The sequence below is a fragment of the Actinocorallia aurea genome (genome assembly GCF_054783995.1).
In genome coordinates this window covers 53586-72461 of the sequence record NZ_BAAGPQ010000002.1, presented here as the reverse complement: position 1 = coordinate 72461, position 18876 = coordinate 53586, and the positions used below count along the sequence as shown (strand labels likewise).

Genomic DNA, 18876 nt, shown 5'->3' with positions numbered 1-18876 from the left:
GAGCAATCTAAGGAGTCACGTGTCCCTGGACACCGCCGTCAAGAACCAGATCATCGCCGAGTATGCGACCGTTGAGGGTGACACCGGATCGCCGGAGGTCCAGGTCGCGCTGCTGACCCGGCGGATCAACGACCTGACCGAGCACCTCAAGGCGCACAAGCACGACCACCACAGCCGCCGCGGGCTGCTGCTGCTGGTCGGCCGCCGCCGCCGGCTGCTCAAGTACCTGCAGAACAAGGACATCAGCCGCTACCGCGCGCTGATCGAGCGCCTCGGCCTGCGCCGCTAGCATCGCATGAGGGAGTGATCCGGCTCGGATCACTCCCTCTTCGCTAGCACCCGGAAAGTAAAGAACAGACAAGCCCGCGAACGTATCTCCTGACGCATTCGAGGGCCGGTCCTCGGTAGTGGCCATCGGATCAGCGATCCGCGGGCTTCGATCGAAGACCGGCAGGGAATCTCGGGCGAGGGACGCGTTCAGGCGGGGAACGACGAAACCAGGAGGTTTCTTGTGACCGATGCCGTCCGCATCGACGGAGCGCACAGCTCCGAAGCCGTGATCGACAACGGCACCTTCGGCGTCCGCAAGCTGCGCTTCGAGACCGGCCGTCTCGCGCGCCAGGCCGGCGGCTCCGCCGTCGTCTACCTGGACGACGACACCATGATCCTCTCCGCGACGTCCGCCTCCAAGCGGCCGAAGGAGAACCTCGACTTCTTCCCGCTGACGGTGGACGTCGAGGAGCGGATGTACGCCGCGGGCCGCATCCCCGGCTCGTTCTTCCGCCGCGAAGGCCGGCCGTCCGAGGACGCCGTCCTCACCTGCCGCCTCATCGACCGGCCGCTGCGCCCGTCCTTCGTCAAGGGCCTGCGCAACGAGATCCAGGTCGTCGTCACCGTCATGGCGCTCAACCCCGAGCACCTGTACGACGTCGCCGCGATCAACGCCGCCTCGATGTCCACCCAGCTCGCGGGCCTGCCCTTCTCCGGCCCGATCGGCGGCGTTCGCGTCGCGCTGATCGACGGCCAGTGGGTTGCGTTCCCGACCCACCCCGAGCTGGAGCGCGCCACCTTCGACATGGTGGTCGCCGGCCGTACCCTGGCCGACGGCGACGTCGCGATCATGATGGTCGAGGCCGAGTCCACCACCGGCACCCTGAACCTGGTCGCCGAAGGCGCCGTGGGCCCGACGGAGGAGACCGTCGCCCAGGGCCTCGAGGCCGCCAAGCCCTTCATCAAGGAGCTGTGCCGGGCCCAGGTCGAGCTGGCGAAGCTGGCCGCCAAGGAGACCGCCGAGTACCCCGTCTTCCTGGACTACCAGGACGACGTGCTGGAGGCCGTCGCCGCCGAGGCGTCCGCCGACCTCGCGCAGGCGCTGACCATCGCGGGCAAGCAGGAGCGCGAGGAGCGCCTCGCCGAGATCCAGGCCCGGACCGTCGAGAAGCTCGCCGAGCGTTTCGAGGGCCGCGACAAGGAGGTCCCGGCCGCGATCCGCTCGCTCACCAAGAAGCTGGTCCGCGAGCGTATCATCGCCGACGGCGTCCGCATCGACGGCCGCGGCGTCAAGGACATCCGCCAGCTGTCCGCCGAGGCCCACGTGGTCCCGCGCGTGCACGGCTCGGCGCTGTTCGAGCGCGGCGAGACCCAGATCCTGGGCGTGACCACGCTGAACATGCTCCGCATGGAGCAGACGATCGACACGCTCAACCCCGAGCGCACCAAGCGCTACATGCACAACTACAACTTCCCGCCGTACTCGGTCGGTGAGACCGGCCGCGTGGGCTCGCCCAAGCGCCGCGAGATCGGCCACGGCGCGCTCGCCGAGCGCGCCCTGCTGCCGGTGCTGCCGACCCGCGAGGAGTTCCCCTACGCGATCCGCCAGGTGTCCGAGGCGCTCGGCTCGAACGGCTCGACCTCGATGGGCTCGGTCTGCGCGTCCACGATGTCGCTGCTGGACGCGGGCGTGCCGCTGAAGGCGCCGGTCGCGGGCATCGCGATGGGCCTCATCCACGAGGGCGGCGAGTACGTCACCCTGACCGACATCCTCGGCGCCGAGGACGCGTTCGGCGACATGGACTTCAAGGTCGCCGGCACCAAGGAGCTCATCACCGCGCTCCAGCTCGACACCAAGCTCGACGGCATCCCCGCCGAGGTCCTGGCCGCCGCGCTGCGGCAGGCCCGGGGCGCCCGCCTGGCCATCCTCGACGTCATGCAGGACGCCATCGAGGGCACCGCCGAGATGAGCGAGTACGCGCCGCGGATCATCACCATCAAGGTGCCCGTGGACAAGATCGGCGAGGTCATCGGCCCGAAGGGCAAGATGATCAACTCGATCCAGGCGGACACCGGTGCCGAGATCACCATCGAGGACGACGGCACCATCTACGTCGGCGCGACGAACGGCCCCTCCGCCGAGGCCGCGCGCCAGGCGATCAACTCGATCGCCAACCCGCACATGCCGGAGATCGGTGAGCGTTACCTGGGCACGGTCGTCAAGACCACGACCTTCGGCGCGTTCGTCTCCCTCATGCCGGGCAAGGACGGCCTCCTGCACGTCTCGCAGCTGCGCAAGCTGCACGGCGGCGTCCGGATCGAGAACGTCGAGGACTTCATCAAGGTCGGCGAGAAGATCCAGGTCGAGGTCACCGAGATCGACCCGCGCGGCAAGCTGTCGCTGGTCCCGGTCGAGGTCATCGAGAAGGAGGCCGCCGGGGCGGCTTCCGGCGAGGCCCCCGCCGAGTCCGCCGACGGCGCGGCGTCCGCCGAGGGCGGCGACTCCCGTCCGCAGCGGCGCACCCGCACCCGCCGGCCGGCCTCGTCCGACCGCGGTGACCGCGGCGGCGAGCGCGACCGCAACTCCTGATCCGCATCGGACACGCCATGCAGACCGACCGGTTCCGCCTTCGGGCGGACCGGTCGGTTCGTGCTTGTCCCCCCGGCCGCTCACGCGGCTCATCCGACACGGCCGCCAGCGCGGCCCATCCGCAACCGGCGACCGGAAAAGAGAACCTGAGTTGAGCATCCCAGCGGTCGAGCAGGAGCCAGGCAGCACCGTCATCCTCCATCCCGGCGCCGACGGGGTCGGCGTGGTGCAGCGCACCGTGCTGCCCGGCGGGCTGCGGGTCGTCACCGAGACCATGCCGACGGTCCGCTCGGTGGCGTTCGGGATCTGGGCCGGTATCGGCTCGCGCGACGAGGACCTCGCCGACGCGGGCGCGACCCACTACCTGGAGCACCTGCTGTTCAAGGGGACCTCCCGCCGGTCGGCGCTGGAGATCTCCGCGGCGATGGACGCGGTCGGCGGCGACCTCAACGCCTTCACCGCCAAGGAGTACACCTGCTACTACGCGCGGGTGCTCGACTCCGACCTGCCGCTCGCGGTGGACGTGGTCTCCGACATGCTGACCTCCTCAGTTATCGAGGAGGCCGACGTGGAGGCCGAGCGCGGCGTCATCCTCGAAGAGATCTCGATGCGCGACGACGACCCGTCGGACCTCATCCACGACGAGTTCTCCATCGCCCTGTACGGCGACGCGCCCCTGGGCCGGCCGATCCTCGGCACCGTCGAGACGATCAACGCGCTCCAGCGGGACGGCATCGCCCGGTACTACCACTCGCACTACAACGCGCCGAACCTCGTCGTGGCGGTCGCCGGGAACGTCGACCACGCGAAGGTCGTGGCGCTGGTCGAGAAGGCCTTCGCGGGCCGGCTCAGCGGCGCGGACAGGCCGACCCCGGCGCGGATCGGCGGCGAGCCGACCCCGACGCTGGGCGGCGGCACCCGGCTGATCGTCGACGACACCGAGCAGGCCCACCTCGTGCTGGGCGTCCCGGCGCTGGCCCGCACCGACGAGCGGCGGTTCGCGCTCGGCGTTCTGAACGCGGCGTTCGGCGGCGGCATGTCCTCGCGGATCTTCCAGGAGGTCCGGGAGAAGCGCGGCCTGGCCTACTCGGTCTACAGCTACACCTCCCAGCACGCCGACACGGGTTCGTTCGGCCTGTACGCGGGATGCCAGCCGGCCAAGGTCGACGAGGTGCTGAAGATCTGCCAGGAGGAGCTCGCCAAGGCGGCCTCTGGCGGGCTCACCCTTGAGGAGCTGGAGCGGGGCAAGGGGCAGCTGCGCGGTTCGACCGTGCTGGGCCTGGAGGACACCGGGTCGCGGATGAGCCGGATCGGCAAGGCGGAGCTCGTCTACGACAGGCTGATGCCGGTGGACGAGGTGCTGTCGCGCATCGACGGCGTCACCCTCGACGAGGTCAACGCCCTGGCGGCCGAGCTGCTGGAGCAGCGGCCGACCCTGACGGTGATCGGCCCGTTCGAGGACCGGGAGTTCCCCGTCTGACGGGTAGTGCGGGAGCCGGGTCGGCGCGTTGACCCGGTTCCCGCTTCAGTAAGTGTGCACTTTTTGAGGGATTTGTAAAGCTCGGAGGGTTCCATGATCAAGGTCGGAGTGCTGGGCGGACGCGGCAGGATGGGCGCCGAGGTCGTCAAGGCGGTCGAGGGGGCGGCCGACATGGAGCTGGTCGCGGTCGTGGACCAGGGCGACTCCCTGGACGCGCTGCAGGGCGCCGAGGTGGTCGTCGACTTCACCCACCCGGGCGTCGTCATGGGGAACCTGGAGTACCTGATCGGCCACGGCATCCACGCCGTCGTCGGGACCAGCGGGTTCGAGCCGGAGCGGGTCGAGCAGATCCGGCGCTGGCAGTCGGAGAACGCCGGGCAGACGCAGCCGGGGGCCAAGGTGCTGATCGCCCCGAACTTCGGCGTCGGCGCGGTGCTGATGATGGACTTCGCGCGCCGGGCCGCGCCGTTCTTCGAGTCCGTCGAGGTGGTCGAGCTGCACCACCCGAACAAGGCCGACGCGCCCAGCGGCACCGCCTACCGGACCGCCGAGCTCATCGCCGAGGCGCGCCGCGAAGCCGGCTGCGCCGCCATGCCGGACGCGACCACCACCGAGATCGACGGGGCCCGCGGCGCGAGCGTCGAGGACGTTCGGATCCACTCGGTGCGCCTGGCCGGGCTCGTGGCCCACCAGGAGGTGCTGCTCGGCGGGCACGGCGAGATCTTCACGCTGCGGCACGACTCGATGAACCGCGAGTCGTTCATGCCGGGCGTCCTGCTGGGCGTGCGGAAGGTCGCCGGCCTGCCCGACGCCGTCACCGTCGGCCTCGAACCGCTGCTGGGCCTGTGACGGGCATGGAGTTCGTCGGGGAGCCCTGGGACTTCCTCGGGGCCTCCGAGGCCGTCGACTTCGACCACGAGTCGATCCAGGCGCTGTCGTCGCGGTTCCCCGACGGGGACCTCGCCTACGCGCAGGCGGCCTTCGACTTCGTCCGCGACGAGATCACCCACTGCATGGACGCCGAGGACCCCCGGGTGCCCTGGCGGGCCACGGACGTCCTGGCACAGGGCACCGGCTTCTGCTACGCCAAGAGCCACCTGTACGTGGCCCTGCTGCGCTTGGCCGGCATCCCTTCGGGCTTCGGCTACCAGCGCCTGTCGGACGGCAAGGGCGGGTTCGTGCTGCACGGCTTCGCCGTGGTGCAGCTCGGCGACGACTGGATCCGGCTCGACCCGCGCGGCGACCGCCCGGGACTGCGCACGTGGTTCTCGGCCGAGGAGGACATCCTCGCCTACCACCCGGACGCCGAAGCGGGGGAGGAGACCTATCCCCAGGTCTTCGCCGAGCCGCTCCCGTCGGTGCTGCGCGCGCTCCAGGAGGCCGAGGACAGCTCCTCGGTCGCCGCCGGAGGACTTCCCTCCGACCTCGGCTGACGGGCCGTCCTACGGGGCCTGGAAGCCGTATTTGTGGAACAGGGCCCGCGCCTCGTCCCCGGCCAGCCACTCGACGAAGGCCTTGGCCTCCGGCAGGTGGTCGGACTCGGCCACGGGCGCGGCCGGGAACTCGGCCTTGATGTTGAAGGCCGCCGGGATGGCGACGCTGCTCGCCGCAGCCCCGGCGGTCTTCATGTCGGTGAGGTAGACCAGGCCCGCGTCCGCCCGCCCCGACCTGACGAGGTCCAGCACGTCGCGGGAGTCGACCTCCTCCGACTTCAGCGCGACCGGCACCCCCGCCTTGGTGAGGACCTGCTGCGAGTAGCGGCCGAGCGGTCCGATGGAGGTGCCGAGGACGATCCGCAGCTTCGCGCGCTCCAGCGACCGGACGCCGGTGAGGCCGAGCGGGTTGCCGGGGGCGACCGCGATGGTCAGCGAGTCCGCGGCGACGATGTAGGGGGTGCCGAGATCGTCCCGGAGGTCCTCCAGTGCGGCGACGTCGCCCGCCGCGACCACGTCCGCCCGGTCGACCTCGTCGGCCAGCTCCTGCGCGCCGCGGAAGTCGAGCCGGAAGCGCACGTGCGGCACGCGCTGGTGGTAGACGGCGGTGAGGTCCGACAGGACCTCCGTCATCGAGGAGCCCGCGAGGACCCGCAGCGTCACCGGCCCGCCGGAGCCGGCGGCGCACCCGGTGGACGCGAGCATCACGAGGGCGATCACCAGGGCGCGCATGCCCAAGACGATATTAGGATCAAGCACCCCTCGCGTCCGGTAGCGCCAGATACGCCGTAAGCCCGCGTTCTGTCAGCGGGGCTCGTTAGGGTCTGGGCATGGACTTGATCGAGCAGCTTCCGGGGGACTGGCGCGACGCCATGGACCTCGATCCCCTCGCCACCGCCGCCCTGGGCTCCTTCGTCGAGGGCGAGTACGCCGCGGCCACCGTGTACCCGCCGCGCGAGGACCTCCTCAACGCCTTCCGGCGCACCACCCTCGCCGACGCGCGCGTGCTCATCCTCGGCCAGGACCCGTACCACGGTCCGGGCCAGGCGCACGGGCTGAGCTTCAGCGTCCGCGAAGGCGTGAAGCTGCCGCCATCGCTGCGCAACATCTACAAGGAGCTGGCCACCGACCTCGACGTGGCCCCCGCGGCGAGCGGCGACCTCACCCGCTGGGCCGACCAGGGAGTCCTGCTGCTCAACGCGGTCCTGACGGTCCGGGCGGGCGAGGCGGGCTCGCACGCCAAGAAGGGCTGGGAGGAGTTCACCGACGCCGCGATCCGCGCCCTCAACGCCAAGTCCGAGCGCGTCGTGTTCATCCTGTGGGGCGCCTACGCCCGCAAGAAGGCCGCCCTGGTGACGAACCCGCAGCACGTGGTCCACGAGTCGGCCCACCCGAGCCCATTGAGCGCCCGCGCCTTCTTCGGCACCCAGCCCTTCAGCAAGGCCAACAAGGCGCTCGCCGACTCCGGCCAGGCGGAGATCACCTGGTGAGCGTGCCCACCGCGGCGGCGCCCCCGTCCTCAAGGCCGTAGACCAGCCCCTCGTCGGTGAGCGAGAGGGTGAGCGAGGAGACCGCGCCCGCGCAGCCCGGCCCCGTCCCGGACTCCAGGACGAGGAGCTCCACCGCGTCCGCCCTGGTCAAAGTGAGGTCCTTGGTGCAGCCCGGGTAGGCGCTCGTGCCGATCTTCTCGCCGAGCCCGCCCTCGGTGAGGGAGACCGTCACCGGCCGGCCCACGCCCTTGGTCCCGCTGCGCACGACCCGCCCCTGCCACTGGCCCAGGAAGCCCTCGGGCACGGCGAGCAGGCTGCTGCGCCGTGGCCCGGGGTCCGCCCCTTCGGCTCCGGCGCCGTCGGCCACCAGCCACGCCAGCCCCACCAGCAGGGGCACCACCAGCAGGCTCGCGATGGCGCCGATCACGATGCCGGCCCGCAGGCCCGCGCGCGTCACCACGATGCCGTCGGGCGGGATCGTCGCCGCCTCCTCGGGCAGGTCGGGGCCGGTCGCGCCGCCCGCGCCGGTCGTCGCGCGGGAAGGGGAGACGGTCGGGGCCGGGGGCGTCGGCGGCTCGGGCACCGGGCCGATGAGCGGCGCCCCGTCCTCGTCGACGGCGATGAACGGGGAGCCGTCCGACCCGCGCATGGCTGCGGCGGGGGCCGGGGGCGGTTCGGCGGGCAGCGGTTCTGCGGCCAGGGGTTCGGCGGCCAGGGGGACGTCAGGCGGTGGGACGTCGAGCGGCGGGACGGCTTCGGCGGAGGCGAGCGTCTCCTCGCTCCCTGCGGCCGGGGCGCCCGTGAAGGAGCCCAGGATCTCGCCGACCGTCGGCCTGCGGCCCGGATCCTTGGCCAGCGCGCGCGAGACCAGCGGCAGCAGGGCGGCGTCGAGGCCGTCGAGCACGGGCGGGTCGTGGGCGATCCGGTAGAGGATCTCCGGCATGGTGCCGCCCTCGAACGGGCCTCGTCCGGTGCCCGCGAAGGCGATGACGCAGCCCCAGGAGAAGACGTCCGACGCCGGGGAGGGCTCGCCGCCGCGGACGATCTCGGGAGCCATGTAGGAGGGCGTCCCGACGAGCTGCCCAGCCCGGGTGACGCCGCCGCCGGAGTCGAGCGCGCGGGCGATGCCGAAGTCGATGACGCGCGGGCCGAGCGCCGACAGGAGCACGTTGGCCGGCTTGAGGTCGCGGTGCACCAGGCCCGCGTCGTGGACTGCCGCGAGGGCCGTCGCGGTGCCCACGGCCAGGGCCTCCAGATCGGCTCCGCGCAGCGGGCCGCCGCGCACGACGGCCTCCTCCAGCGTCGGCCCCGCCACGTGCTCGGTGACGATGTAGAGCGGCTCGTCGTGCACCTGGGCGTCGAGGACAGGAGCGGTGCAGAACCGGCGGACCAGCCGCGCGGCCTCGACCTCGTGCCGGAACCGCGCCCGGAACTGCGGGTCCCCCGCCGCGCCCGGATTGATCACCTTCACCGCGACGGAGCGCCCCGCGTCGTCGGCGCCGAGGTACACGGTGCCCATGCCGCCGGCGCCCAGCCGTCCGGTCAGCCGGTAGGGGCCGACCGTGTCCGGATCGTCCGGGCGCAGGGGGTGGGTCATGACCAGACCTTTACCCCGCGGACTCCCGGCAAAGCGAACGGATCTCCCCCAACCTCCGAACGTGACCGACGCCACGTCGGGGCGAGCGGCCTCCGGTAACCCTCCGAGACCGTTTCGGCGGCCACCGCGCCACGCGGCGAAGGCGGCGTTCCGTCGCCGCCGGTCAGCGTTCGAGGAGCGCCCTGCCGACGTTGCCGCCGGAGTCGGCGAAGGTGAGGCGGAGGCCGTCGCCGACGAGCGTCAGCACAAGGTCGGACGCGGGCGAGCAGCCGCCGGACAGAATCGTCTCGCCGAAGGTGGCGGACTGCCCGGAGACCCCTTCCAGGACGAGTTCGCCCTCGCACGGAAGGCTGTAGCTCGTGCGGCCGACCACCTCGGAGTGGCCGCCATGGAAGAGCGTGACCGTGACGGTGTAGGTGTTGGCCTTCGCCCCGGTCTGGTCGACCACGCCCGTCCACGTGCCGATCATGGCCTCGGGGACGGATGCGCCCGCGGTGGTCCAGGAGGGGGCCGCGGGGCCGTCGGCGGCGGCTTCTCCGGTGGCCGTCGCGGTCGGCGTCGAGGTCGCGTTCGGCGCGGCCCGGTCGGGCCCGTCGGGCCTGAGCACGAACAGGGCGGCCACCGCGGCCACGGCGGCGAGCGCGGCCGCCACCGCGTACCAGTGCCCCCTGGCGGGCCGGACGCCGGGCTGCGTCGAGGGCGACCATCCGGCGGCGGGGGGAGGGGGCTGGACGGGGCCTGCGGCAGGCGGAGGGAGCGGCGCCGTGCCCGCGGCGGACGGGGAGGAGCCGCCGGTGAGGGCAGAGAGCAGGGCCGGGACGGTGGGCCTGCGCTCCGGGTCCTTGTCGAGAGCGGCGGCCAGCAGGGGCAGCAGGGCGGGGTCGACGCCGCCAAGGTTCGGGGGTTCGTGCGCGACGCGGTAGAGGACCTCCGGGATCGTGCGGCCCTCGAAGGGGGCGCGCGCGGTCGCGGCGAAGGCGAGGACGGCGGCCCACGCGAACACGTCGGTCGCGGGCGTGACCGCGGCTCCCGTGGCCTGCTCGGGGGCCATGTAGGCGGGGGTGCCGATGAGCTGACCCGTGTGGGTCACCCCGGTGCGCGCGTCGAGCGCGCGGGCGATTCCGAAGTCGATCACCCGGGGGCCGACCGCCGACAGCAGGACGTTCGCGGGTTTGAGGTCACGGTGCACCAGGCCCGCGTCGTGGATGGCGCCCAGGGCGGTGGCGATGCCGACCGCGAGGCCCTCCAGGTCCGCGCCGCGCAGCGGCCCTCCGTCGCGGACCGCCTCGGCGAGGGTGGGCCCGGCGACGTACTCGGTGACGACGTAGAACGGCTCGGTGTCCACCGAGGCGTCGAGGACGGGGGCGGTGCAGAACCTGCGCACCCGTCGGGCGGCGGCGACCTCGCGCCGGAACCTGTCGCGGAAGGCGGGATCGCCCGCCGACTCGCGGTGGATCACCTTCAGCGCGACCCGGTCCCCGGCGGGGCCGGAGGCGAGGTAGACCGTGCCCATGCCGCCCGCGCCGAGGCGCGCGGTGAGCCGGTAGGGCCCGAGGGTCGCGGGGTCTTCTGGTCCGAGGGATTGGCCCATGGACGGGACTCTAGGCGAAAGCGCCCCGGACAGGGCGCTTGTTCGATCTCGTGACGGATCGGGTTCCTTCCGGCGCCCCCGCGGGGGCGCCGGAAGGAACACCGGCCTGGCCTCAGGCCTCGATGACGACCGGGACGATCATCGGGCGGCGGCGGTAGGACTCGCTGACCCACTTGCCGACCGTCCGGCGCATCTTCTGCCGGAGCTGGTGGACGTCGGCCACACCGTCGGCCGCGGACTCGGAGATCGCGGCGTCGATGCGGTCGAGGACCTCCCGGAAGTCCTGGTCGCCGATGCCCGCGCCGCGCGCGTGGATCTCCGGCCCGGCGATGACCTTGCCGGTGGAGGAGTCGACGACCACGACGACCGAGACGAAGCCCTCCTCGCCGAGGATGCGGCGGTCCTTGAGGGAGGTCTCGGTGATCTCGCCGACGCTGGAGCCGTCCACGTAGACGTAGCCGGCCGGGACCGCGCCGGCGATCTGCGCGTGGCCCTCGACGAGGTCGACGACGACGCCGTCCTCGGCGATGACGATGTTCTCGTCGGGCACGCCCGTCAGCGACGCGAGCTTCGCGTGCGCCCGCAGGTGCCGCCACTCGCCGTGCACCGGCATGAAGTTCGACGGCTTGGTCAGGTTGAGCAGGAACAGCAGCTCGCCCGCCGAGGAGTGGCCGGAGACGTGGACGAGGGCGTTGCCCTTGTGCACGACCCGCGCGCCCCACCGGGTGAGGCCGTTGATCACCCGGTTGACCGAGTTCTCGTTGCCCGGGATGAGCGACGACGCCAGCATCACCGTGTCGCGCTCGGTGATCCGGATCTGGTGGTGGTCGCGGTTGGCCATCCGGGACAGCGCCGACATCGGCTCGCCCTGCGAACCCGTGCAGACCAGGACGATCTTCTCGGGCGGCAGCTCGTCGAGCGCCTTGGGGTCGACCAGGAGGCCCTCAGGGACCTCCAGATAGCCCAGTTCGCGCGCCACGCCCATGTTGCGGACCATTGAGCGCCCCACGAAGGCGACCTTGCGGTCGGCCTTCACAGCGGCGTTCAGGACCTGCTGGACGCGGTGCACGTGCGAGGCGAAGCACGCGACGATGATCCGCTCCTGGGCGGTGCGGAACACGTTGTCGATCGCGCCGGAGATGTCGCGCTCGCTGGTGACGAAGCCGGGGACCTCGGCGTTGGTCGAGTCCGACATCAGCAGGTCGATGCCCTCGGCCCCCAGGCGCGCGAACGAGCCGAGGTCGGTGAGCCGCCCGTCGAGGGGGAGCTGGTCCATCTTGAAGTCGCCGGTGTGGACCACGAGCCCGGCCGGGGTCCGGATGCCCACCGCCATCGCGTCGGGGATGGAGTGGTTGACCGCGAGGAACTCGCAGTCGAACGGTCCGAGCGAGCGGCGCTCGCCGTCGGCGACGACCTGGAGCCTCGGTTTGATCCGGTGCTCCGACAGCTTGGCCTCGACCAGCGCAAGCGTCAGGCGGGAGCCGACGAGGGGGATGTCGGGCCGCTCACGCAGCAGATACGGGACCGCGCCGATGTGGTCCTCGTGCCCGTGCGTGAGGACCACGGCCTCGATCAGGTCGAGCCTGTCGCGGATGTAGTCGAAGTCGGGCAGGATCAGGTCGACTCCGGGCTGCTCCTCCTCGGGGAAGAGCACGCCGCAGTCGACGATGAGCAGGCGCCCGTCGTACTCGAAGACGGCCATGTTGCGGCCGATCTCACCGAGCCCGCCCAGCGCGACGATCCGCAGGGCTCCCTGCGGAAGGACGGGCGGCAGGCCCAGTTCGGGATGCGGGTGACTCATACGGCGCCCTCATAGATGGTCAAACTCACTCAGCGGCCTCCACTTTGATACCCCCTGTGATCAAGTCTTCGCGCAGTCGCGCCGTGAACTCGGCGCCTGCGTCGACCAGCGGGGCGCGCACCGTCCCGCTGGGCAATCCCTGGAGGGCGAGCGCGGCCTTGACCGCGATGACCCCCTGTGTCCTGGTCATGATCGCGGCGACGACGGGAAGCAGCCGACGGTGGATCGCCAGCGCCCCGGTGACGTCACCGGACCTGTAGAGGTCAATCATCTCATGCAGTTCGGTGCCCGCCACGTGCCCCACGACGCTGACGAACCCGACCGCGCCCTGGGACAGCCAGGCGAGGTTCAGGTTGTCGTCGCCGGAGTAGTAGGCGAGGTCGGTGGCCGCCATCACCTGGGACGAGGCGAAGAGGTCGGCCTTGGCGTCCTTGACGGCGACGATCCTGGGGTGGTCGGCCAGCCGGATCAGGGTCTCGGAGGCGATGGGCACGCCTGCCCGGCCCGGGATGTCATAGAGCATCACGGGGAGGCCGGTGGAGTCGGCGATCGCCGTCATGTGACGGTAGATGCCCTCCTGGGGAGGCTTGTTGTAGTACGGGCAGACGGTGAGGAGCCCGTCCGCGCCGGCCCGCTCGGCCATCTTCGCCAGGTGGATGCTGTGGCGGGTGTCGTTGCTCCCGGCTCCGAACACGATGGCCGCCCGGTCTCCGACGGCCTCCACGACCGCGCGCAGGACGCGCTCTTTCTCCGCGTCGTCGGTGGTGGGGGACTCACCGGTGGTGCCGTTGATCACCAGGCCGTCGTGCCGGCGCTCGTCGACCAGCCGGGCGGCGAGCTCGGCGGCGCCGTCGGCGTCCACGGCGCCGTCGGCGTGCATCGGGGTGATCATCGCGGTGAGCATCCGGCCGAACGGGACGTCGGGTGTTGTGCTGGGTGCCATGCACCGAACCGTACCCCGCGCGGCGACCCACACGGGAAGCGTGAGGTCCTGGGCGAAGGAGACGCCGTTTCGATCCACGCTCGGGGGTACGCGGATCGAAACGACGTCTATCCCGCTATCGCGCGTGCCGATTCGGGCGTTACCCGGATCTCGGGAGATCTTCGGTCACGAGTCGGAAACGGTGCTTCGCGGGGGCGTCACACGAGTGACGTGTGCAGGCGGAGCATCGTGATGGGGCGGCCGAGGTCGAGGGTGCGGGTGGCGCCGTCGGGAGCCCATCCGGCGGGCTCCAGGAAGGCGCGCTGGGCGGTGTCGTCGGCGAAGACCCAGGTCACGGCGGTCTTGAAGCCGTGCTCGCGCCACTGGTCGGCGACGGCGGCCAGGAGGCGGCTGCCGTGCCCTTCGCGGGCCCGCGTCGGATCGACGGCCAGGGTGATCAGCTCGGCGGCCTCGGCGTCCTGGTCGGGGTCCGCGGCCGGGGCATAGGCGGCGAAACCGACCACGACCCCGTCCGCGACCGCGGAGAGCACCCGGTGCCTCGCCGAGGGAGGCGAGGTCACCGCCTCGGCCCAGCGCTCCCGCCACACCTCCGCCGACGCCGTCATCTCCGCCAGCGGTTCGGCGGGCATGAAGCCCTGGTAGGCGGCCTGCCAAGCCCTCACCTGGATCTCGGCCACCGCTGGAGTGTCACCGAGTCTCGTGTCCCTTACGCCGACGTCCGTCATGGGCGGTCACGCTACCGCGTGGAGCGCAGGGCGGAGGCGAGCCGCCGGACCCCCTCGGGGAGGGCCTCGATGTCGGGGGCGGCGCTGAAGCTGAGGCGCAGGTGCGGCGCGGGAGGCTCGGCGGGGAAGTACGGCCTGCCGGGGGCGATGGCCACCCCGTGGGCCTTGGCCGCCTCGGCGAGGGCGACGTCGTCGACGCCGTCGGGGAGCCGGCCCCACAGGTAGAGCCCGCCGGACGGCAGCAAGGGGATCTTCACTTCCGGGAGGTGCTCGGCGAGGGCGGCGGCCAGCACGTCGCGGCGGCGCCTCAGCTCCGCCGACACGGCCCGCAGGTGGCGCGGCCAGGCGGGGGAGGAGACGAACTCCAGAGCGGTCTCCTGGAGCGGCCTCGCCGGGAAGAAGGTCTCCACGAGCTGGGCCGTCCTGATCCGCTCGGCGACCGGGCCCCGCGCGACGATCCCGGAGATCCGCAGGGACGGCGCCGTCGCCTTGGTGAGGGACGCGATGTGCACGACGGTTCCGGCGGCGTCCCCGGCGACGAGGGGGGCGGGGGCGGAGCCCATGGACAGGTGCCGGGCGAAGTCGTCCTCGACGATGAACGCGCCCGCCGCGCGGGCGATCTTCAGGACCTCGGCCCTGCGGTCGGCGGCCAGGACCGCGCCGGTCGGGTTGTGGAAGGTCGGCTGGCAGAAGAACGCGCGGGCGCCGGTGCGGGCGAAGGCCTCGGCGAGGAGGTCGGGGCGCACTCCGCCGGAGTCCACCGGGACCGGGACGGGCGCGAGCCCCGCCGCGCGGGCCGCGGCGATGGCCCCGGGGTAGGTCGGCGACTCCACGAGGACGGGCTCGCCGGGCGGCACGATCGCGCGGAGCGCGAGCCAGAGGGCCGCCTGGCCGCCTCCGGAGACGAGGACGTCCTCGGGGGCGCAGCCGGTCAGGCCGGCGAACCAGGCGCGCAGCTCGGGGAGGCCCTCGGGAGGGGGAGCCGTCCAGGCCTGGGGCCGCCGCCCGGCCCGTGCGCTCGCCGCCGCCAGCGCGCGGGAGGGCCGCAGCCCTTCGGGCAGGTAGCCGCCGACGAGGGGCACGACCCCGTCGGGGACGGGCACCAGCCCGAGGGCGACCCCGGAGGCGTCGACGCGGCGCTCGCCGAGCGCGGCGTTCTGCCAGCTGCGGTCGGCGGCGCCGGGCGCGATCGCGCGCTCGGCCACGAAGGTGCCGCTTCCTGGCCTGGTCACCACCACGCCCTCGGCGACGAGCAGTGCCAGCGCCCTGGACACCGTGACCGGGCTGACGCGGTAGCGCTCGGTCAGCACCCGGCTCGACGGCATCCGGGTGCCCGCCCTCAGCCCATGGGCTTCGCGCCTGAGCCTGGTGGCGAGGGAGGCCACACTGCTATCGTTGTTCATGAGAGATAACGATAGCGCTACTTCCTCCGATTCGATAGCGCTCCTCCTCGCCTTCGGAGGAGTCCTCGCCTTCTCCCTCACCCTGCCGAGCACGGTCTTGGCGCTCGAAGGACTGGACCCCTACCTGATCGGCATGGGCAGGGCCGCGTTCGTGGCAGTCCCCGCCGCGATCGCCCTTCTGTGCGCGAAGGCCCGCCTCCCGCGCGAGCCCAGAGGCCTCTTGCTGAACGGCCTCGGCACGGTCGTCGGCTTCCCCGTGCTGTCCACGCTCGCCCTTGAGCACGGCGCCTCCGCCTCGCACAGCGCAGTGGTCATCGGGCTCCTGCCGGCCGCCACGGCCGTAGCGGCGGTCCTCTTCGCCAAGGAGAGGCCCGCACCCGGCTTCTGGCGCGCGGCGCTGGCGGGCGCGGCCTGCGTCACGGCCTTCACGCTGTGGCAGGGCGGCGGTTCGTTCAGCCCGGCCGACCTCCTGCTGCTCGGAGCGCTCGTCCTGTGCGCCGTCGGCTACGCCGAGGGAGGCCGCCTGGCCCGCTCCCGTCCCGCATGGCAGGTCGTCTGCTGGGCGCTCGTCCTCTACACGCCCCTGACGGTGCCCGTCACGGTCTGGCTCCTGGCCACCTCCGAGCCCGTGTGGACACCGCGCTCCCTCGGCGGCTTCGCCTACGTGACGCTCTTCTCGATGTTCCTCGGCTTCTTCGCCTGGTACGCGGGCCTCGCCCGGGCCGGCATCGCCAGGGCAGGACAGGTCCAGCTCCTCCAGCCGCCCCTCACTCTCGTCTGGGCGGCCCTCCTCCTGAACGACCCCTTCGAACCGCTCACCTACGTCGCCGCCCTGGCCGTCCTCGGCTGCGTCGCATGGACCCAGCGCGCCTCCCGTGCCCCCCGCACCCCGGCCGCCCGTCCCCGTCCCGCGTCCCGTCCTCCGCACGACATCCGCAGGTCCGACCTTCGCGTGCGGCACCGGAGCCCCTTCGTCTGACCGGCCCCCGAGGCCCTCTTTCCGGCCGTCGGACGCGCGGGGAGGGGGCTGTTCGGGACGCTCCGGAGGCGGGAATAGGCTTGGGCCCGTTTCCACGACCACCAGCGAAGACCGGGATGAGCATGAGTGCGCCGACGACCGCCGACCCCCGAGATGAGGCGGCCGCCCCGCCCGGCGGGAAGGGGCGCTGGCTCGGCCTCGCGGTCATCAGTCTCGCGGTGTCGCTCATCGTCGTGGACGCCACGATCGTCAGCGTGCTGCTGCCCAGCGTCGTCGACGACATCGGGCTGCGCGCCACCCAGGCCGAGTGGCTGACCTCGATCTACTCGCTCGTCTTCGCCGCCCTGATGATCAGCTTCGGGCGCCTGTCCGACCTGTACGGCCGCCGCCGGATGTTCGTCCTCGGCACCGCGGTCTTCGTCGTGGCGAGCCTCGCGGTGGCGGCCTCGGGCAGCGGCGCGGAGCTCATCGCCGCGCGTGCCCTGCAGGGCGTCGGCGCCGCGATGATCATGCCCGCGACGCTGTCCACGGTGAACAGCCTCTTCCACGGCCGCGACCGCGCGATCGCCTTCGGCATCTGGGGCTCCATGATCGGCGGCATGACCGCCGTCGGCCCCCTGCTCGGCGGCTGGCTGGCCACCTCCCACGGCTGGCAGTGGGCGTTCACCATCAACCTGCCGCTCGGCGCGCTGCTCGTCGCCGGCGTGCTCAAGTACATCCCCGAGACCCGCGACGCGTCAGGCCCGCGCGGCATCGACTGGAAGGGCGGCCTGCTCTCGGCGCTCGGCCTCGGCGCGCTGGTCTTCGGCCTCATCGAAGGCCAGACCTACGGTTGGTGGCAGGCCTCCGGCGAGCTGCCCGGCTGGCCGATCTCCCCGGTGCCGCTCGCCCTCGGCGCCGCCGTGCTCCTGCTCGTCGCCTTCGTGCTGGTCGAGCGGGCCCGCGCGCGGGCCGGACGGCCGGTCATGCTGGACCTGCGGCTGTTCCGCATCGCCAACTTCCGGCGCGGGAACGCCGCCGCGTCCCTCATCAGCGTCGGCGAGCTCGGCCTGCTCTTCGTCCTCCCGCTGTTCCTCCAGGGCGCCCACGGCGACTCGCCCCTGCAGATCTGCGTGGCGATCCTGCCGCTGGCGATCGGCTCGTTCCTGTCCGGCGGCACCGCCGCCCGCCTCGGCCGCCGCGTCGGCGCCGCCCGGGTCGTGCAGTGCGGCATGGCGATGGAGTTCGCGGCGGTCCTGGCCATCGGCCTGACGACCCACGCGGGCACCACCGGCTACGGCCTCGCCCCCTGGATGCTGCTCTACGGCCTCGGCCTCGGCATGACCTCCGCGCAGCTCACCAACATCTCCCTCGCCGACGTGCCGAGGGGCCAGTCGGGCCAGGCGTCCGGAACGCAGTCCACCTCCCGCCAGGTGGGCAGCGCGCTCGGGATCGCGGTCATCGGCACGGTCTTCGCCACCAGCCTCGGCCACGCGATGCAGGCCAGGACCGGCGACGCCGAAGCCGCCGCCGAACTCCAGGCCAACGTCGGCACCGGCATCTCCAGCCTCGACCCCGAGCTGTCCCGCGCCGCCGTCGAGAGCCTGGCCACCGCGACCGGCCACGCCGCCCTCGTCACCGCCGGTATCCTCGCCGTCGGACTGATCATGACCCTCCGGCTGCGCGGAAAAGAGCTATGAACCCCTGGATCGCAGGCGCCCGCCCGAGGACGCTGCCCTCCGCCGTCGTGCCCGTGGCCGTCGGCACCGGCCTCGCCGTCGGGGAGGGCCACTTCGTGTGGTGGCGCGCGGCGCTGGCGCTGCTCGTCTCCCTCGCCCTCCAGATCGGCGTCAACTACGCCAACGACTACAGCGACGGGGTCAAGGGCACCGACGCGGACAGGGTCGGCCCGCTGCGGCTGACCGGCTCCGGCGTCAAGGCGCCCAAGCAGGTGCTCGCCGCCGCCCTGATCAGCTTCGCCGTGGGCGCCGCCGCCGGGCTCGTCCTGGTGGCCGTCACGTCCTGGTGGCTGCTGCTGGTCGGCGCCGGCGCGATCGCCGCCGCCTGGTTCTACACCGGAGGTTCCCGCCCGTACGGGTACCGCGCCCTCGGCGAGCTGTCCGTCTTCGTGTTCTTCGGCCTCGTCGCCGTCGTCGGGACCGTGTACGTCCAGCTGGAGTACGTGCCCTGGACGGCCTGGGCCGCCGCCGTGCCCATCGGGCTGCTCTCGTGCGCGGTCCTGGTCGTCAACAACATCCGCGACCTCGACACCGACGCCATCACGGGCAAGCGGACCCTCGCCGTCGTGCTCGGCGACACCATGTCCCGGGTGCTGTTCACCCTCTGCCTGTCGGTGCCGTACATCTTCGTGATCGGCGTCGGCGCGGCCCGCCCGTGGGCGCTCCTCGCGCTGCTGTCGGCGCCGCTGACGCTCAGCCCGTCGCGCCGCGTCCTGCACGGCGCGCAGGGAACCGAGCTGGTCGAGGTGCTCGGCGAGGCCGGGAAGGTGCAGCTCGTCTTCGGTGTGCTCCTCGCCGTCGGCCTCGCGCTCTGAGACACGCTCCGCAAGGACCCCCGGCAATTTCCTTACAGAGA

General features: G+C 72.5%; 16 protein-coding genes. 9 read left to right on the top strand and 7 right to left on the bottom strand.

Features of this window, described 5'->3' with window-relative positions:
• Positions 1–19 precede the first annotated feature (19 nt).
• The 5 genes from rpsO (at position 20) to ACYVOM_RS00495 (ending at position 5773) form a co-directional block, all read left to right on the top strand.
• On the top strand, positions 20–289 hold the full coding sequence (rpsO, locus tag ACYVOM_RS00515) for a 30S ribosomal protein S15 (protein ID WP_123662814.1): 270 nt from the start codon (positions 20–22) through the stop codon (positions 287–289).
• Positions 290–529: 240 nt separating this feature from the next.
• Positions 530–2860 (top strand): polyribonucleotide nucleotidyltransferase, encoded by a 2331-nt coding sequence (locus ACYVOM_RS00510; RefSeq protein ID WP_460302324.1) that lies wholly within the window; start codon positions 530–532, stop codon positions 2858–2860.
• Between the two features lie 151 nt (positions 2861–3011).
• Positions 3012–4340: a M16 family metallopeptidase gene (locus ACYVOM_RS00505; protein ID WP_460301163.1), complete on the top strand. Its 1329-nt coding sequence runs from the start codon at positions 3012–3014 to the stop codon at positions 4338–4340.
• Positions 4341–4433: 93 nt separating this feature from the next.
• Positions 4434–5189 carry a 4-hydroxy-tetrahydrodipicolinate reductase gene (gene dapB / locus ACYVOM_RS00500; protein WP_460301162.1) on the top strand — a complete coding sequence of 252 codons (756 nt, stop codon included), beginning with the start codon at positions 4434–4436 and terminating at the stop codon, positions 5187–5189.
• A 5-nt stretch (positions 5190–5194) separates the two neighbouring features.
• Entirely contained in the window at positions 5195–5773 is a 579-nt protein-coding gene (locus tag ACYVOM_RS00495; RefSeq protein ID WP_460301161.1) for a transglutaminase-like domain-containing protein, read from the top strand.
• Between the two features lie 9 nt (positions 5774–5782).
• On the opposite strand, the gene modA is transcribed toward ACYVOM_RS00495, so the two are convergent.
• Positions 5783–6505 carry a molybdate ABC transporter substrate-binding protein gene (gene modA / locus ACYVOM_RS00490; protein ID WP_460301160.1) on the bottom strand — a complete coding sequence of 241 codons (723 nt, stop codon included), beginning with the start codon at positions 6503–6505 and terminating at the stop codon, positions 5783–5785.
• 98 nt (positions 6506–6603) lie between these two features.
• Between modA and ung the strand changes: the two genes are divergently transcribed.
• Complete coding sequence (gene ung / locus ACYVOM_RS00485) at positions 6604–7263, top strand: uracil-DNA glycosylase (protein WP_460301159.1); 660 nt, start codon at positions 6604–6606, stop codon at positions 7261–7263.
• Here the strand turns inward: ung and ACYVOM_RS00480 are convergent.
• The 6 genes from ACYVOM_RS00480 to ACYVOM_RS00455 form a co-directional block, all read right to left on the bottom strand.
• A complete protein-coding gene (locus tag ACYVOM_RS00480) occupies positions 7253–8860 on the bottom strand; it encodes a serine/threonine-protein kinase (RefSeq protein WP_460301158.1) in 1608 nt (535 codons plus the stop codon). The genes ung and ACYVOM_RS00480 overlap by 11 nt on opposite strands.
• A 163-nt stretch (positions 8861–9023) precedes the next feature.
• Positions 9024–10451 (bottom strand): serine/threonine-protein kinase, encoded by a 1428-nt coding sequence (locus ACYVOM_RS00475; RefSeq protein WP_460301157.1) that lies wholly within the window; start codon positions 10449–10451, stop codon positions 9024–9026.
• Positions 10452–10563: 112 nt separating this feature from the next.
• The gene (locus tag ACYVOM_RS00470; RefSeq protein ID WP_460301156.1) at positions 10564–12252 is read right to left on the bottom strand and encodes a ribonuclease J; all 1689 of its coding nucleotides are present in this window, start codon (positions 12250–12252) and stop codon (positions 10564–10566) included.
• 25 nt (positions 12253–12277) lie between these two features.
• A complete protein-coding gene (gene dapA, locus ACYVOM_RS00465; protein ID WP_460301155.1) occupies positions 12278–13195 on the bottom strand; it encodes a 4-hydroxy-tetrahydrodipicolinate synthase in 918 nt (305 codons plus the stop codon).
• Positions 13196–13392: 197 nt separating this feature from the next.
• Positions 13393–13872, bottom strand: coding sequence for a GNAT family N-acetyltransferase (locus ACYVOM_RS00460; protein WP_460301154.1), 480 nt, complete (start codon positions 13870–13872; stop codon positions 13393–13395).
• A 59-nt stretch (positions 13873–13931) separates the two neighbouring features.
• The gene (locus tag ACYVOM_RS00455) at positions 13932–15323 is read right to left on the bottom strand and encodes an aminotransferase-like domain-containing protein (RefSeq protein ID WP_460301153.1); all 1392 of its coding nucleotides are present in this window, start codon (positions 15321–15323) and stop codon (positions 13932–13934) included.
• Here ACYVOM_RS00455 and ACYVOM_RS00450 point away from each other — a divergent pair.
• The 3 genes from ACYVOM_RS00450 (at position 15322) to ACYVOM_RS00440 (ending at position 18835) form a co-directional block, all read left to right on the top strand.
• Complete coding sequence (locus tag ACYVOM_RS00450; RefSeq protein WP_460301152.1) at positions 15322–16302, top strand: DMT family transporter; 981 nt, start codon at positions 15322–15324, stop codon at positions 16300–16302. The two genes, ACYVOM_RS00455 and ACYVOM_RS00450, sit on opposite strands and share 2 nt — an antisense overlap.
• A gap of 116 nt (positions 16303–16418) precedes the next feature.
• Positions 16419–17981 (top strand): MFS transporter, encoded by a 1563-nt coding sequence (locus ACYVOM_RS00445; protein ID WP_460301151.1) that lies wholly within the window; start codon positions 16419–16421, stop codon positions 17979–17981.
• Positions 17978–18835: a 1,4-dihydroxy-2-naphthoate polyprenyltransferase gene (locus tag ACYVOM_RS00440; protein ID WP_460301150.1), complete on the top strand. Its 858-nt coding sequence runs from the start codon at positions 17978–17980 to the stop codon at positions 18833–18835. The genes ACYVOM_RS00445 and ACYVOM_RS00440 overlap by 4 nt, the downstream gene beginning before the upstream one ends.
• Positions 18836–18876 lie beyond the last annotated feature (41 nt).